General features: G+C 64.6%; 17 protein-coding genes. All 17 read right to left on the bottom strand.

What is annotated here, in order from left to right:
* Positions 1 to 168: 168 nt before the first annotated feature.
* Entirely contained in the window at positions 169 to 897 is a 729-nt protein-coding gene (locus tag Q4Q11_RS27220) for a lytic transglycosylase domain-containing protein (protein ID WP_498571423.1), read from the bottom strand.
* Between the two features lie 4 nt (positions 898 to 901).
* Positions 902 to 1,237 carry a DUF736 domain-containing protein gene (locus tag Q4Q11_RS27215; protein ID WP_498571422.1) on the bottom strand — a complete coding sequence of 112 codons (336 nt, stop codon included), beginning with the start codon at positions 1,235 to 1,237 and terminating at the stop codon, positions 902 to 904.
* A 67-nt stretch (positions 1,238 to 1,304) separates the two neighbouring features.
* Positions 1,305 to 1,862, bottom strand: a complete 558-nt coding sequence (locus tag Q4Q11_RS27210; RefSeq protein WP_498571421.1) for a S26 family signal peptidase — start codon at positions 1,860 to 1,862, stop codon at positions 1,305 to 1,307.
* Complete coding sequence (locus Q4Q11_RS27205; protein WP_498571420.1) at positions 1,859 to 2,380, bottom strand: DUF2840 domain-containing protein; 522 nt, start codon at positions 2,378 to 2,380, stop codon at positions 1,859 to 1,861. The genes Q4Q11_RS27210 and Q4Q11_RS27205 overlap by 4 nt, the downstream gene beginning before the upstream one ends.
* Positions 2,377 to 2,628 carry a hypothetical protein gene (locus Q4Q11_RS27200; protein ID WP_498571419.1) on the bottom strand — a complete coding sequence of 84 codons (252 nt, stop codon included), beginning with the start codon at positions 2,626 to 2,628 and terminating at the stop codon, positions 2,377 to 2,379. Before Q4Q11_RS27200 ends, Q4Q11_RS27205 begins: the two co-directional genes overlap by 4 nt.
* The gene (gene parA / locus Q4Q11_RS27195) at positions 2,625 to 3,278 is read right to left on the bottom strand and encodes a ParA family partition ATPase (RefSeq protein ID WP_498571418.1); all 654 of its coding nucleotides are present in this window, start codon (positions 3,276 to 3,278) and stop codon (positions 2,625 to 2,627) included. The genes Q4Q11_RS27200 and parA overlap by 4 nt, the downstream gene beginning before the upstream one ends.
* Positions 3,275 to 4,435 (bottom strand): replication initiator protein A, encoded by a 1,161-nt coding sequence (locus tag Q4Q11_RS27190; protein WP_498571417.1) that lies wholly within the window; start codon positions 4,433 to 4,435, stop codon positions 3,275 to 3,277. The genes parA and Q4Q11_RS27190 overlap by 4 nt, the downstream gene beginning before the upstream one ends.
* Before the next feature lie 18 nt (positions 4,436 to 4,453).
* Positions 4,454 to 4,735, bottom strand: a complete 282-nt coding sequence (locus Q4Q11_RS27185) for a helix-turn-helix transcriptional regulator (protein WP_498571416.1) — start codon at positions 4,733 to 4,735, stop codon at positions 4,454 to 4,456.
* A 141-nt stretch (positions 4,736 to 4,876) separates the two neighbouring features.
* Positions 4,877 to 5,272, bottom strand: a complete 396-nt coding sequence (locus Q4Q11_RS27180) for a DUF2285 domain-containing protein (protein ID WP_498571424.1) — start codon at positions 5,270 to 5,272, stop codon at positions 4,877 to 4,879.
* A 478-nt stretch (positions 5,273 to 5,750) separates the two neighbouring features.
* Positions 5,751 to 6,023, bottom strand: coding sequence for a DNA -binding domain-containing protein (locus Q4Q11_RS27175; RefSeq protein WP_498571415.1), 273 nt, complete (start codon positions 6,021 to 6,023; stop codon positions 5,751 to 5,753).
* Between the two features lie 114 nt (positions 6,024 to 6,137).
* The gene (locus tag Q4Q11_RS27170; protein ID WP_498571414.1) at positions 6,138 to 6,392 is read right to left on the bottom strand and encodes a helix-turn-helix domain-containing protein; all 255 of its coding nucleotides are present in this window, start codon (positions 6,390 to 6,392) and stop codon (positions 6,138 to 6,140) included.
* Between the two features lie 194 nt (positions 6,393 to 6,586).
* Positions 6,587 to 6,913 carry a DUF736 domain-containing protein gene (locus Q4Q11_RS27165; RefSeq protein ID WP_498571413.1) on the bottom strand — a complete coding sequence of 109 codons (327 nt, stop codon included), beginning with the start codon at positions 6,911 to 6,913 and terminating at the stop codon, positions 6,587 to 6,589.
* 579 nt (positions 6,914 to 7,492) lie between these two features.
* Entirely contained in the window at positions 7,493 to 7,933 is a 441-nt protein-coding gene (locus Q4Q11_RS27160) for a hypothetical protein (RefSeq protein ID WP_498571412.1), read from the bottom strand.
* A gap of 139 nt (positions 7,934 to 8,072) precedes the next feature.
* Positions 8,073 to 8,237 carry a hypothetical protein gene (locus tag Q4Q11_RS27155; protein ID WP_498571411.1) on the bottom strand — a complete coding sequence of 55 codons (165 nt, stop codon included), beginning with the start codon at positions 8,235 to 8,237 and terminating at the stop codon, positions 8,073 to 8,075.
* A 278-nt stretch (positions 8,238 to 8,515) separates the two neighbouring features.
* Positions 8,516 to 9,442, bottom strand: a complete 927-nt coding sequence (locus Q4Q11_RS27150) for a DUF2493 domain-containing protein (protein WP_498571410.1) — start codon at positions 9,440 to 9,442, stop codon at positions 8,516 to 8,518.
* 300 nt (positions 9,443 to 9,742) lie between these two features.
* Positions 9,743 to 10,783: a DUF7146 domain-containing protein gene (locus tag Q4Q11_RS27145; RefSeq protein ID WP_498571409.1), complete on the bottom strand. Its 1,041-nt coding sequence runs from the start codon at positions 10,781 to 10,783 to the stop codon at positions 9,743 to 9,745.
* Positions 10,783 to 14,377, bottom strand: a 3,595-nt coding sequence (locus Q4Q11_RS27140; protein ID WP_498571408.1) for a strawberry notch family protein, incomplete at its 5' end; no start/stop codon positions are given. The genes Q4Q11_RS27140 and Q4Q11_RS27145, both read right to left, overlap by 1 nt.

The following is a 14,377-nucleotide window of genomic DNA, read 5'->3' as shown; positions in this document are numbered from 1 at the left end:
GCGCAAGGTGCGGAAATCCTAAAAATATCCAGTAAAAACAACCGCCCGACCGAAGCGCAATGTGCGCCCTTTTATCCTGCCCTCCTTCGGTTGGGTTGCCCGTCTCCCGCCTTAGCGCCCTCCATGACACGCCAGAACTCGCTCTCGTGTGATCGGGAACCTCGCCGCTCATCGCACGGTCCCCCCAGTGGCGCGGGCGACGAAGAGGCCGCCCGACTGCGGCGCGATGGCGGAAACGTCGCGCACGATCGGCGCGGCTGGCGCATCCTTCGACGGACGCTCGGCCTGCACGGGATCGACGACCGGCTTGCGGTCGGATTGACGTTCGGCCTGCCCGATGAACAGCGGCGAACGGGTCCAAGCCAGTGGGTCGACCGTCGCGACCACGGTAACGCCGGAATCGCTGGCAACGTCGAGATTGGGTGCGACGGTCGCGACATAGGCGCGGGTCTCCGCCGGAAGAGGGCGGCCCTTGAGCGATGCCTCGTAACCGCCGGGACCCGCGTTATAGGCGGCGATCCAGCCGGGAGAGCCGTAGCGGTCGTAAAGCAACCGGATATAGGCTGTGCCGGCGATGATGTTGTCGTGCGGATCATAGGGATCGCTCCCCAGACGGTAACGGACGCGCAGTTCACCCCAGGTTTCCGGCATGATCTGCATCAGTCCCATTGCGCCCTTCGGCGAAGTCGCGCGTGGGTCACCGTTGCTTTCGGCGTTCAGCACGGCGCGAACCCAGGCGGCGGGAAGCTCGAAGCGCTGCGCCGCCTCGGCGATGTGCTCGCGATACGGATCGCGTGGCGAAGGGAGCGCCACTGCGACGGGTTCGGCAAAGCTCGGCGCCGGCAACACGCCGACGAATGAAAGGCCGGAAAGGAGAATGAGGGCAGAGCAGCGCACTGTGTCAGTCCTTTCCGTCACGCTTCGAGGGACGGGTCCAATGCAGTGACCAGGCGCTGCCGGCGTCATCATCGCGGAACAGATTGGCGCGGATTGGCTGTGGCAGAGCCGGATCGTCGATCAGCAGCGCGACGTATTCGCCAGCACGTTCGCCAGTGCGCTTCCAGCCCGCGCCGATCTCCGGACCTTCGTCATTACCGTGATGGATACGGAAGTCCGGCGCATTCTCGGCATCGGATGGCTCGGCGGGAACGACAGTGATTTCGCGAAAAATCGTGAAGGTGTGGATACGGCCGACAAAGCCTGATTCCTCGCGCGTAAAGGCGCCGATTTGCGGCATGTGAATCTCCTGAATATTGCTGTTGGGAGGGAATTCGGCGAACACCGTGCTCGCCGGCGTGAGACCGTTAGTGTGATGTTGCCGTGCTCTGGGCACGCCAGACGAAGTGGCCGTCGCCGGCTTCGTCGATGTAGAGCGGCGTCGCTCGACCAACGACGATGCGGGCTGGTAGCGGGCCGAAGTAGCGGCCATCCAGGCTGTCCGGGACGGACGAATTCATGAGGAAGAGATCGCCGTCCTCAATGCGGCGGCAGCCCTGCCAAACGGGAAGCTCGCGGCCCATGCGATCGTGATCGAGCGCCGAGCCCGCAAACGCCCCGTCGATCATGATGTCACGGCCGGTGCGGCAGACCTGTTGTCCAGGCAACGCAGCCACATGCTTCATCATCGGCACGCCACGGCTGATATAGCGGCGCTCGACCATGAAGTCGGACAGCGGCTTATCCGGCATGACGGCGACCAAATCGCCGATCTTCAGCTTGCTTGGCCGATTCAGCTCGTAAAGCCCGATTGGCACGCTGGCCGAGGCATTCCAGACGAGGCGCAGCGGCATTGGAATGAACGAGGCGATGGCGACGCCCATCACCGAGAAATACGTCACCATGACGTAGCCGAAGCGGGTCATCGTTCGCACTCCCGCCGCTTGAGCCAGGCCTGATGGCGGTCCATCGTATAGGCGCGCGGCTCATGGCCGGTGCTCATGCGATTGGCGACGTGACGCCAATGGTCGGGGGCCACGTCTGGTGCATCGATGCCGGCGGCCTCCACCGCATCGATATGGCGAAGCACTTGCTCGACCTTGGGCCAACTTTCGATCTTGAGGAGGATGTCACCGCCCGGACGCACGAAGGGCAGCGTTTGGAAAGGCTCGCCTGGCTCGACGGCGCGCACGATATCGATGCGAGAAATGACGGTGCCAAAATCGTTCGACGCCCACCGGACAAAGGCGAAGACGCTACCTGGTCGATAGGAGAAGATACGCCGCCGGCGGTCCAGAATCTGTTCGTGGACCTCGCGGCCGAACCTGATCCAGTTCTCGATCCGCTTCTCGATATGCGTCAGCTCGACATGGGTAAGGCTGTCGGCCGGAAGCGCGCGCGGTGCAGGACCGCCACGCGCGTGCGGAACCGCGGCGCTGGTCATGGGTGATCTCCTTCGGTTTGGGGAAATTCGCGCGCGAGCAGATCGCGCAGCATGTCGGCGACGGTGATGCCGCGTTGGAACGCGGCGATCTTGATCCGGCCGCGTAAGCTCGGCGTCACATCGATGGTCAGCCGTGCGGTGAACCCGCCGACCTCGCGATCACGCGGCAAAGTGTCGTCCGCCTTGATCCAATGTTCGGGATTGGCAGGCCGGGCGGCGAAACTCTTGCGGGTCGGGCGCTCACTCAACGGGATGCCCTCCCGATGCGGAGCCGGTCGATCTCATCCGCCAGTGCGGCGATCTCGCGCGCGGCGGGTGTGTCGTCGTCGAGTTCGGACGCGAGGCGGCCCGACTGCGCGGCAACGGCGAAAACGATGCGCTGGCCGACGGTCGCGGCGAGCACTGGGGGATCGTGGTCGGCCAGCGTCTCGGCCGTCTCGCGGGCGAGAACGGTGCGCGCGCCGCAACGGTTGAGCACGAAGCGCGCGGCCAGCTCCGGCCGATAGATGCGCGCCTCGGAGAGGAGCGCCAGCATTTCCGCCGAGGCCCAACCATCGAGCGGTGAAGGTTGCACGGGGATCAGCACCAGGTCGGATGCGAGCAGCGCCGAGCGCATCAGGCTGGCAACGCGCGGGGGGCCGTCGATAACGACGTGGTCGCCATCTCGGGCGAGTTCCGGCGCTTCGCGGTGCAGAGTGTCACGCGCCAGACCGACGACGCCGAACAGGCGAGGCAGACCCTCGCGGCCGCGTTGCTGCGACCAGTCCAGCGCCGAGCCTTGTGGGTCGGCGTCGACCAGAGTGACGCGCTTGCCCTGCCGAGCCCATTCCCCTGCGAGGTTCAACGCGAGCGTCGTCTTGCCGACGCCGCCCTTCTGGTTGAGAAAGGCTACGATCATCGCGCGCCTCCCGAACGATCTTCGAGTGGGAGCTGCGGCGTGGTGGACGCATCCTGCTTCGATGCGCTCGCCTTGCCAAAGGCCCGGGTGTTGCGGCGCCTTTTCGTGGCCACGCTCAGGGCGTCGGCAGCCTCCTGGACGAGGCTTTCCACATCGCGCGCGCGTTCTTCAAAGTTAGATTCTGAGTTAGATTCTAAGTTAGGAGCGCGAATTTCGGTTTTGACGCCGTGGGTTAACCTCTGTTTCGGTTCCCGATGGCACGATGGGCCGGTTCCTGATGGCACGCGCTTGACGGTTCCCGATGGCACGAAGCAATCCACAGCTTGTCCACAGGCCCGAGCTGGCTCGAACGCGAGCAGCATTCGCCCGCCGATTTCGACTTCGAGGAACAGCGCATAGCCGGGCAGAGGCTGACGGCGGATGATGTCCCGCAGCTCGAAGGCGAACCGCTTGAACGGCGAGAGCGCGCCGGATTTCTGGTACAAGTGGCGGAAGTCGAAACGCCAGCCATTGCGCTGACGGCCGCCGTGCTTGCGCACGAGCCGGTAAAGCCATCGATCGAGCCCGCCAGTCAGGTCAAAATAGGCGCGGTCGATGGTCAGCACTAGCGCGTTGTCGAGGACCGCCTGGTAGAACCAATCGGGCAAGATCATCTCGATGCCGTCAGGCTTGCCGTTGCGGTCGGTGCGCTCCTTCCACTCGTTGATCCACGAGAAGCGATGACGCCGACCCTCGGTGGGCTGGCGGATCGAGGTGCAGACGGTCGTCGACTGGAGCCGGTCGAGCGCGGCCTTCAGGCGTTGATAGTCGCGCAAACTCGTGCCGCGACCGATGAACTTCAGGATTTCGTAGGGCGTGGCGACCATGAGGCGCGATGTGCGCAAGCCGGCGTCGCGCGCCTCGACGATCTGGCTCGCCGCCCAGATCAGGATATCGGCATCCCATATGGTCGCCATGCCATGATCGGGCACGGCCTCGACACGGATGGTCACACTGCCGGCGACGAAATCGATCGGCGCGACGCGATGGGATTTGGAGAGGGAGAAGAATGGATAGGCCATGAGATCCTGCGCGTCTCGTGGCGCGAAATCACCGGGGAGCGCCCGGAACAGATCGAGCTGTCCGCGCTCTGACTGGAGGTGATGCCGCGCCGCCATTCGAAAATCCGCCCGCGATCAGCGTGCGTAGCGGCCAGGCCGCGGACCGGCCGGAAGCGCCTGGCGCTTGGCTGGCAGCACCTGCCCACGCGGATCGGAGGTCGAGGTGACGGCGCCGCGCGCGGCCCAGGATTCGAGGTCGTCGACGGAATAGACGACGCGGCCGCCAAGCTTGCGATAGGCAGGCCCGGTCCCATAGGTCCGATGCTTCTCGAGCGTTCGGGCGGAAAGGCTCAGGAATTCGGCGGCTTCCTTGGTGCGCAGGAAGCGCGGCGGCAGAACGGCGAGATCGGGTCGCATGTATCGGGTCTCCGGGGCGTTCGTGGGGGCCGTCGAAGATCGGCGGCGGACGAAGGCCACGATGGCGAAGGGAGACCTGCGAGTTGCAGTGCGAAGTTGGGGGGACCTAAAAACCCACACCAACCAGGTCGATCGGCCGGGCTAGGGTTGCCGACGATGACGAAGGAGTTTGCGATAACCGCCCGCAATCAGGGCGCGGGCATCCCGCAACAGGGACATGACGGCATGGCGGGCCGAGGAAGCTTGCCATTCGTCGCGGTTGACGTGACCAATTCGGAAAATGACTTGCGCGATGTCCTGTTGCGTAGCGCCGTCGCGGGAGCCGTCGAAAGCTTGCAGCATGCGCTGCGCTCGCGCCCGCTGCTGGAGCGTCAGACGCGTGTCTGGCGGAACGACGCGCCCGTGGATGGCTGCAAGAAGGCGATGAACGGCTTCAAGCCGATCAAACCCTTCGACATCAAGCGGCACAACCGCCGCTACCGGACCCGAGCCGGTCGTGAGCAGTTGAATCCGCTCGCCATTGCCAAGCGAAACCATGGCGTGGGCGCCTTGTTCATCGATCTCCTCGCTCCCGTCCCGGGAAAGCGGAGGGTGGTCACTGGCATGGACGAGGACAGCAGGCGCGGACGTCAGGACGACAACGCTCGTGTCGTCTTGAGACATCCAGAAAACCGACGACGACGTGTGATCGTGAAACGGATTTACTGGGAAATCGCAACCTCCAGCGCTGGCGGATCTTTTCCGTCAGCACGGTTGTGTCCGTTTTCTGCTCGGACAATGCCTCGAAATCTTGATTGTACGCCTCGTTGCGGCGAAGCCATTCCCATGCGAGGCCCGACGCGGTCAGCTTCTCGACATGATCGTAACGAGCTGCGGAGCGCCACTGAGACGCATCTGGCATCATTTGTGATCCTCCCGAGTATCAATCAATTGCGGGAGGATAAGGATTCCCGGATCGGTTGATCGCTGGAAGACCAAATGTCGGCAACGGGTGATGCTGTTTTGGCATCGCCCGTTACTGGGATTTGTCCTCGCGCAGCAGTTCCCGGTAGCCGTGCTCGGTCATCCATTTGGCGCGCGCCAAATGGGTGTGATGGATCTGGCGGCATTTTTCAGGGTCAAGATCAGGATTGAGCCCGAACAAGATCTGCACGGCTTCGCGCCAATCTGCTCCGTCCCGATCCGCATCCAGGAGCCGCAAATACAGCACCGTATGCTCACGGTCATAAGACGTGAGCTTCTGGCCTTGCGGCGGCTCATCCAAGAATTGCGGTGTAGAATGCCCCATCACCGATCACCATATCCCCGTTCGGGAATTTTGTTAACCAAATGCTCGGCCGTCATTGGTCCATGACGGGCTGGCCTGGAAATTTGCAGGGTGAGGGGGACAGTGCGTCTCTGGCTAAGGTCTGGCCAGCCGGCTATTCGGTTCATGGAGACGCAGAACACCTTCGCCCTTTTCCGTGGACAGAAGGACAATGCCGGCTGATTCAAACGCCCGGCGGACCTGATCGCGCGTTGTCTCGTACACCTCGAGGCCGCTTTCGGATTCGAGGCGCTTGAGCGCGGTCAGAGATACCTGGGCCTTGTCAGCGAGCGTCTCCTGTGTCCACCCCAGCAACGCGCGTGCGGCCCGCGACTGTCGAGCGGTGATCATGCATGATCACCTCCCACTGGCACGAGCGAGCACGCCAGAACTACGACTATATTAGTCGCTCTTGTTCGGAATGCTACCCAAAACCAGTGCCGCCAGCACTCTGAAATAAGGTTCGGCGGTCGCAACTGCTGGAACTGATTCGGTCGCCCAAGGGGAAAAGGCCCCGGCCGTCTGGCCGGGGCCTTGCGCGGGCTTCAGTCCCCCCGACGCCCGTTGGGGCGGGACCAGATCAGCGAGTAGCCCTCGCCGTCCTCGTCGTCGAAGAGGTTGGCATAGATGGGAGCGTTGAAGCTCGGATCATCCAGTTTGAGGCCCAGATAGTCGCGGCCTTCGCCCGAACGCTTCGACCAGGCGGCGCCGATCTCGGCGCGGCCGACTACGACCCGGTGGCTGGGGGCGTTCTCGCCGGTGGCGCGCAGGTCGGGGATGATGCGCACGCCCTTGGCCTGGACGCTGAGGGTGACGATGTCGCCGGTGAACTCGTTCGAGCCGGTCTTCTTGAAGGTGCCGATGGTTGCCATGTGAAAATCTCCGCATTTTGGTCCGAGCCCGCACCATTGCGGCCTCGATGGCGATCGAGAGGCCGGGGACGATCGACGCCGCACAGCTTGCTGCCGCAGCAAAGCGGAGGACAGCGCAGGAGCGGTTTTCTTGTTTCGCGAGGAATGACGGCTTCAGCCGGCAGGGGAAGAAAATCGCGAAGCGCTGTTGCGGCATAGGCGGTCGAGGCGAAGCCGGTCTTCGGCCAGATCAGCCCATTGAAGAGGCCGTTTTGGAGCGGTCCCTGGACGATGAGAAAGCGGAGATCATGGCGACCTCTCGCGACCGGCAAGGGGACACGCTCGGTGTTTCACCAAACTCATCGTTCCCGTCCGGGCCGTCAAAGATGCGCTATCATCCGGCCGCGTTTGTCCGAGAACGCCCGGCTCAGGGGTCTCCGCCGCCGCAGAAAGGTGGCGGTTCGGTCGAACTTTCCACCGGGCTCCCCGCATCATGGGCGCACACATGATCCAAACTTCAACGCCGACATTCCGGCCATCCACGGACGAGTCTGGCAGGATTGCTGTGGTCTGGTCTTCAACGGATTTGTGTGAGGGTTCTCAGGCCCGTGCGAGGTTCTGGCCGGATGGGCCGGTGGCCGCCATTCCCGCGACCCGGGCGAACGCTGCGATGCCGGCCGCAATAGCGCCAACGATCGAGAAGGCGAGCTGCCAAGCCTCGGATGGCATAGTGTGTTTCACGATGCCATGGGTGGCGTGGTAGCCGGCGATGACCGCGGGCGCGACAAAGACGAGCGCGACCAGGAGCCGCGCCCATAGGGGACGGACAATCATCATCAGAACTTGACCGGCGCCGAGCGTCAGGCCTGCGGCGACGATGCCGACGACGATCGCGCCGAACCAGCCGGCGCCCGTATGAAAGGCCCACGTTCCAGCGCAGACGCCGGCGAAAAAGGGCAGCGCGAATACGGCGAGCGTGAAGAGCAACCAGCAGAAAAAGCCGATGGCTGCGATGGACAGAACGATGCCGAGAAAAATCATGGTGGCGGTCTCCGTGAAACAGGGTCTGACGGTTGCGCCTCCACCACCACCACGGCGCGTCCGACAGTATAGCGGAAGATGAGTCGGGAGGGCAGCGGAAACCGGTAAGGTTTTCGCTGCCCTCCTGGTGTCGCCCCGGTCAGGGGCTGAATGGATCGATTTCGGCGATAACCTCGGCGTCGCCGTCGAATTCGATGGCGGGCACGACCGAGTGCGTTCCGTCACCGGCGCGAAAGATGACGATGGCGGCCATCAGGGTGGTAGCGAGGCTGAAGGCGAAGGCGTGTGCGTCGTTGAGGGACATCGGTCCGGCTCCTGTTCGAGGCGGAGGACCATCCCCCGCTGACAGGCGCCCGAAGTGTCAGGCCAAGGGCCGCAATCACCGCGCAGGTGAAACCGAAGCGGCGGCACGCTTTGCGTAGTCCGACCCTTTACGGGTTGATGGCGTCAGGCCTTTGGCCGGACCAAGGATCAGCGCATTTGAAGCGGGGGTGATGCTCTGCGACGGGAGGTGTGTCGCTCAACGATGCTCATGCCGATTTGCATCGCACCCCATCCGCCTGATCGAAATGCGGACGGCGCTCACGCGCCGCCCGTGCCGAAACGATAGACCGGGATGCCGAGCTTGCGGGCTTTGTCGGCGAGATTGTCCTGAATGCCCGTGCCGGGGAAGATGAATACGCCGATCGGCATGATCGCCAGCATGGCGTCATTGCGCTTGAACGGGGCCGCTTTGGCGTGCTTGGTCCAGTCGGGCTTGAAGGCGACCTGGGGCACCTTGCGGGTTTCGGCCCAGCGCGCGGCGATCTTCTCGGCGCCCTTGGGGGAACCGCCGTGCATCAGCACCATGTCAGGGTGCTTGGCGTGAACCTGATCGAGTTTGGCCCAGATCAGCTTGTGGTCAGTGGTGTCGCCGCCGGAGAAGGCGATCTTCGGGCCGGCAGGCACAAGCACTTCGGTTTCGCTTCGGCGTTTGGCGGCGAGAAAATCGCGGCTGTCGATCATCGCGGCGGTGAGGTGGCGGTGGTTGACGCGCGATCCCGTGCGCTGGGACCAGGGTGAGCCGGTGGCGCGCAGATAGTGGTCAGCGGCGCTGTCGCGGAAGACCTCCAGGCTGTCACGTCGCTCGATCAGCGATTGCCCAAGGTCGATCAGGCGTTCGAGCTGGACGGATTTGACCTCGGAGCCATCCTGTTCGCGCTGAAGTCGCTTCTGTGCCTGCTCGTTGTCGTCCAGTTTGCGGTCGGCCCGTTCGACGGCGCGGTGGAACATATTGACGGTGGACCAGATGAGATCGTCGAGATCGGGATCGAGGCTCGTTTCAGCCACGGTGGAGATCAGGGCGTCGAAGATGTCTGCGACGGCGCCTTCTATGATGCGGTCTTCCGGTACGGGCCGGGGATCGGGTTCGTCGTCGGAAGGGCGATAGCCGTATAGCTGAAGCTCCTGCACGATATGGTCGGTCGGCGATGCGCTGTGCTCGGGTTCAAAGTCGTCATACCCGTTCATGGGATGCTCCGTCGGTTGGACCGCGACCGTCGCGGCCTTCATGGCGCCGAAGCCCGCAGGCGGGCTGGGCCTGCACCCGGAGCGGAGCGCAGGGCTCGATGGCTAAGGCCGGCTATTTTGTCTCGCGATGGAAAGCGGCCCGAAGGGACGCGCCGGAAAATAGTCGGCCGCCGCCATTGCCGGCCCAGTCCGTTTGTGGGCCGATCGCCCTCTCGAAGGCCGAGGCGCGGTCCTTATCCGTGAGCTGAACGCCATCCGTGCGGGGATGATGACGACGACCTCGACGCCCTTTGCTGGCGACTATGCTGCCTGAGCCATGAAGCGGGCGACGTCCTGCGGGGCGAGTTGCCCCCTGAGACCGGCACGGACCGCGTCGAGGCCAAGACGCCGGAGATCCTCGTTGAAGTCTTCCAGCATCGGCGAGAGTACGATGGCCTCGATCCCGACCGCGTTCGCCCGTCTAACGAGGCTGTCCCGCGCGCCGTCGCCTGCCGGGTCGTTGTCGCGGACGATGTACAATCGGCGCAGCGTCTCGGGGAACAGGATGGCGGCCAGATGCGCAGCGGACAGTCCCGCCGCCATTGCCATGTTCGGCATCGCCTGACGTGCAGACAAGACGCTTTCGATGCCTTCGCCCGCCGCCATTACTTCGCCGGCGATCCCGAATCGGACAGCGTGACCGAGAAGGTCGCCCATCGCCTTGCGCTGCGTTTCGAGTGGGGCCTTGTCGGAGCCATCGGCAGCAAGCCATGTCCGATGCGCGCCGGTGATCGCACCATTCAGATCGGTAACGGCGGCGACCATCGCCGGCCAAACTTCCGTCGGGCCATAATCGTCGGGCCGGTAATAGCAGCGCGGATGGAAACGGAGATTTCCGGTTCCGCTCAAAGCCGTAATGCCGCGTGTGCGCAGATACGTTTTTGCGAGTGTGCCGCAGATCGGCTGCGACATGGCGAACAAACGCCTTGCCGCCTCGGCTGAGCCCGATGGCGCTGGTGTGCTCGACCGGTTCTTCGTTGCAGGTGCCGGTTCTGGGCGTGGCAGGCTGAGAAACCTGCGGGCTTCTTCGACGACATCGGTGAAGTCGGTGATGCCGCAGCTCTCCCGGATGACGTCGAGAAGATCGCCATGCTCGCCGCTCTGTGCGTCGGTCCATTTGCCCGCCGGTCCCTTCGCGGTCTCTTTCAGCCGCACGAACATCGAGCGGCCGGGTGTGTTGCGCGCGTCGCCAACCTGCCAGTAATTTCCCTGGCGACGGCCGGCATCGAGATAATGGCGGCATACCGCCTCGGCCTCCCGGCCGAGACGGGTCGCCAGATCGGAGGCGTCGTGACGGGTCATCACGCTGCCTCACGTTCGCCAATGCGCTGAACCGGATAGCGGCCCAGCACCCGCTCGAGCACGCCCGCGCCGTTGCCATCCGTCGGCACGAACATGCGCAGCTTCCAGGAGATGATCTCGTGGAACAGGCCATAGGCGGTGAGCCGCTCGCGCATCGTGTCGGTGAAGCCCGATAGCTCGATGCGGTCGGCACCCATGACGCGGACACGGCGAAGCTGAAGCCCTTCGGCGAGGTCGAGGATGGTGCGGCCATCCATCAACGCGATGAAGGCGTCGGCCGGCCTGAACGTGACGGCGCCAGCGGTGGTCGCATTGGCTGCCCACGCGGGCGAGACCTTGCGGCCGACGATCCGTTCGCCCTCATCGGTTTGAAGCCGGTAGACCCTGGTGGAGTCGTTGGGCAGCCGCTTCCAGATCGGCAGCAACAGGCCGGCGACGATGTGGATCGTGCTGTCGGAGAATTCCGGCACGTCCGCGACCTCGGCGGTCCAGGCCGAAGCAAAGGCGCCGCGATCCGCCTCGGTCCAATGGGTTTCGCCCATCAGCTTCACAGGGACGGCGTGCGATTCCATCGGCCGGATCAGCCGGACGCGGCGTTCGATTTCGCCGTCATCGAGCATAATGGAGGTTTCTGCAACCTGGACGGCGGCGCGGCCCGACCGCTCGTTGACCAGCAGCCTGGCGCCCGGTTCACCGAAACGGGCGAGCGCGTCATCCAGCGTGACCGGACGGTTGCGGGTCCGCTGCGTGATAGTCAGCAGCCTAGTTTCGGCGCCCGTGCCCGGATGCGTATAGATGGTCTGGCGGCCGGTGACGGTGAAGCGCTCCGCGGTCAGCGTCTCCAGCCCAACATCGTAGATGCCGGCGGCAATGGCGCCCTCGATCTTGGCTGTAAGAAGCTGCTCGAAGGCGGTGAACAGCACGCCCTGAAGCTCGATGGTCAGCGCCAGGAGCCGGTTGAGGAAGGTGGTGATCGGCGGCAGCTCGTCCTTGATGCCGTTCGAGTCCATCAGCTTCAGGCCGGTGGCGGCCTCGAAGCGCTCGAGCGAGCAACCTTCGACCTTGCCGCGCGCCAGCAGCAGATAGAACTGGCGCAGCGCGTCGCGGGCATAGGCGCTTTCCAGATTGTCCTCGGGACGGAACAAACCCTGGCCGCCGGTCTGGCGCTGGCCGCGGGTGATGGCGCCCAGGGTGTCGAGGCGGCGGGCGATGGTGGAAAGGAAGCGCTTCTCCGCTTTGACGTCCGTGGCGATCGGCCGGAACAGCGGCGGCTGCGCCTGGTTGGTCCGGTGCGTGCGACCGAGGCCCTGAATGGCGGCGTCAGCTTTCCAGCCGGGTTCGAGCAGGTAGTGGACGCGCAACCGCGTGTTTCGCGCTGAAAGCTCGGCGTGATAACTGCGGCCGGTGCCGCCCGCGTCCGAGAAGATTAGGATGCGCTTGGCGTCGTCCATGAAACCTTGAGTTTCGGCGAGATTGGCGGCAGCGGCCCGGTTCTCGACAACGAGGCGGTCGCCCTTGCAGACAATGCGCCGAGAACGGCCCGTCACTTCTGCCACCAGGTCTGTGCCGAAGTGCTGGACGATCTGGTCGAGCGCGCCGGGCACAGGCGGAAGGCAGGCGAGCTGCGCGATCAGCTCATCGCGGCGGGCGACCGCCTCGCGGCTTTCGACGGGCTGGCCGTCACGGGTGACGGGCCGTGACGAGAGATTGCCCTCGCTGTCGGTGAAAGGCTCGTAGAGCTGCACCGGGAAGGAATGGGCGAGGTAGTCCAGGACGTATTCGCGCGGCGTGATGTCCACGCGAACGTCGTTCCATTCCGCAGGTGACAGGTCGGCCAGCCTGCGTTCCATCAGTGCTTCGCCGGTCGAGACGATCTGGATCACGGCGGCATGCCCGGCTTCCAGATCGCTGGTGATCGACCGGATCAGGGTCGGCGTCTTCATGCTGGTGAGCAGATGGCCGAAAAAGCGCTGCTTGGTGCTCTCGAAAGCCGAGCGGGCGGCGGACCTGGCCTGCCGGTTCAGTGTGCCTGACGCGCCGGTGATGTTGGCCGCCTCCATCGCCGCATCCAGATTGTTATGGATGATGGCGAAGGCCCCGGCATAGGCGTCGTAGATGCGGGTCTGCTCAGGGCTAAGCGCGTGTTCGACCAGCTCATATTCCACGCCGTCGAAGGAGAGCGAGCGGGCCGTGTAGAGGCCGAGCGCCCGTAGGTCGCGGGCCAGCACTTCCATGGCGGCGACGCCGCCGGCCTCGATGGCTTCAACGAATTCCGAGCGGGTCGAAAACGGAAAATCTTCGCCACCCCAGAGGCCGAGGCGCTGAGCATAGGCGAGGTTGTGGACCGTTGTGGCGCCGGTGGCTGAGACATAGACAACGCGGGCATTCGGCAGGGCGTGCTGGAGGCGCAGGCCCGCGCGGCCCTGCTGCGATGCGGCGACGTCGCCACGGTCTCCCTTGCCGCCACCGGCGTTCTGCATCGCGTGCGCCTCGTCGAAAATGATGGCTCCATCGAAGTCGGAGCCCAACCATTCGACGATCTGCCGGACGCGCGAAACCCTCTCGCCACGGTCATCGGAGCGTAGCGTGGCATAGGTCGTAAATAGGATGCCTTCCGGCAGCGTGACCGGCCGCCCCTGCGGGAAGCGCGAGAGCGGTGTGACCAGCAGGCGCTCCATGCCAAGCGCTGACCAATCGCGCTGGGCATCCTCGATCAGCTTGTCGGACTTGCTGATCCACACGGCCTTGCGGCGGCCCTGCATCCAGTTGTCGAGAATGATCGCGGCGGACTGGCGGCCCTTGCCGACGCCGGTGCCGTCGCCGATCATGAAGCCACGCCGGAAGCACACGGCGTTCGCCGCGTCCTCGCGCGCCGCGGTGACAACATCGAAGGTCGTGTCCACCGTCCACGATCCGGCGAGTCGGTCGGCGTGCGCCTCGCCGGCATAGATGACGGTCTCGAGCTGGGCGTCCGACAGCAGATCATGGATATTGGCGGGGAGGCACGGCCGATAGCTCGGCTTGGGGGGCGCCACGCTTGCCATCGCCGCCGACTGGACGAGCCTGGTCGGATGGGCCTGACAACCTGAGATACGGATCGCCTGCAATACGTATTCTTCATAGATGCCGTCGGACAGGCGCTCGCCTTCGCCGATCAGCCAGTCGAGGGTCTCATAAGCGAGCGGAATGCCCTCGGGCGCGGCCATCGGCGCGATCGTCGGGGCGACCCTGGCGGCACGGTTGATGTAGCCGCGAACGCTGCGAGGAGCAGATGGCGCTATAGCTGGGACCATGACGGACGGATCGACGGCGAGCCGTTCCGGCAGATGATCGTCGAGCCAGCCGAGCAGCGTGGCGGCGTCCGATGCGACGCCCGGCGCCACCGGGAATACGGCCGGATCGTCGGCGGGCCGCTTGTCGATGACGGTTAGCCGCGTGTCGATAGTCGTGCCATGTTTGGCATAGACGGAGCCGTCGATGGCGGCGGAGAAGACGACGCGCCCGCGTTCCTGCAACCGGACGAAGGCGTCGCTCCAAGCCGGACTGTCGGGCGCGAAGCTGGCGCCGGTGATCGTCACCAGTCGCCCGCCGGGA

Source organism: Rhizobium sp. UFLA01-1127 (genome assembly GCF_059803845.1).
The sequence above is the reverse complement of the archived record's forward strand: the minus strand, read 5'-3'. Positions and strand labels throughout refer to the sequence as shown.

What these genes read in the sequence shown, in the direction of transcription:
- Q4Q11_RS27190 (WP_498571417.1), bottom strand. Translation starts at nt 4,435, where the DNA reads ATGGCGGCGCGGCATCACCTCCAGTCAGAGCGCGGACAGCTCGATCTG.
- Q4Q11_RS27210 (WP_498571421.1), bottom strand. Translation starts at nt 1,862, where the DNA reads ATGACCCGCTTCGGCTACGTCATGGTGACGTATTTCTCGGTGATGGGC.
- Q4Q11_RS27150 (WP_498571410.1), bottom strand. Translation starts at nt 9,442, where the DNA reads ATGAACGGGTATGACGACTTTGAACCCGAGCACAGCGCATCGCCGACC.
- Q4Q11_RS27175 (WP_498571415.1), bottom strand. Translation starts at nt 6,023, where the DNA reads ATGGGGCATTCTACACCGCAATTCTTGGATGAGCCGCCGCAAGGCCAG.
- Q4Q11_RS27205 (WP_498571420.1), bottom strand. Translation starts at nt 2,380, where the DNA reads ATGACCAGCGCCGCGGTTCCGCACGCGCGTGGCGGTCCTGCACCGCGC.
- Q4Q11_RS27170 (WP_498571414.1), bottom strand. Translation starts at nt 6,392, where the DNA reads ATGATCACCGCTCGACAGTCGCGGGCCGCACGCGCGTTGCTGGGGTGG.
- Q4Q11_RS27165 (WP_498571413.1), bottom strand. Translation starts at nt 6,913, where the DNA reads ATGGCAACCATCGGCACCTTCAAGAAGACCGGCTCGAACGAGTTCACC.
- Q4Q11_RS27145 (WP_498571409.1), bottom strand. Translation starts at nt 10,783, where the DNA reads ATGACCCGTCACGACGCCTCCGATCTGGCGACCCGTCTCGGCCGGGAG.
- Q4Q11_RS27180 (WP_498571424.1), bottom strand. Translation starts at nt 5,272, where the DNA reads ATGGTTTCGCTTGGCAATGGCGAGCGGATTCAACTGCTCACGACCGGC.
- Q4Q11_RS27155 (WP_498571411.1), bottom strand. Translation starts at nt 8,237, where the DNA reads ATGTCCCTCAACGACGCACACGCCTTCGCCTTCAGCCTCGCTACCACC.
- parA (WP_498571418.1), bottom strand. Translation starts at nt 3,278, where the DNA reads ATGATCGTAGCCTTTCTCAACCAGAAGGGCGGCGTCGGCAAGACGACG.
- Q4Q11_RS27160 (WP_498571412.1), bottom strand. Translation starts at nt 7,933, where the DNA reads ATGATTTTTCTCGGCATCGTTCTGTCCATCGCAGCCATCGGCTTTTTC.
- Q4Q11_RS27215 (WP_498571422.1), bottom strand. Translation starts at nt 1,237, where the DNA reads ATGCCGCAAATCGGCGCCTTTACGCGCGAGGAATCAGGCTTTGTCGGC.
- Q4Q11_RS27185 (WP_498571416.1), bottom strand. Translation starts at nt 4,735, where the DNA reads ATGCGACCCGATCTCGCCGTTCTGCCGCCGCGCTTCCTGCGCACCAAG.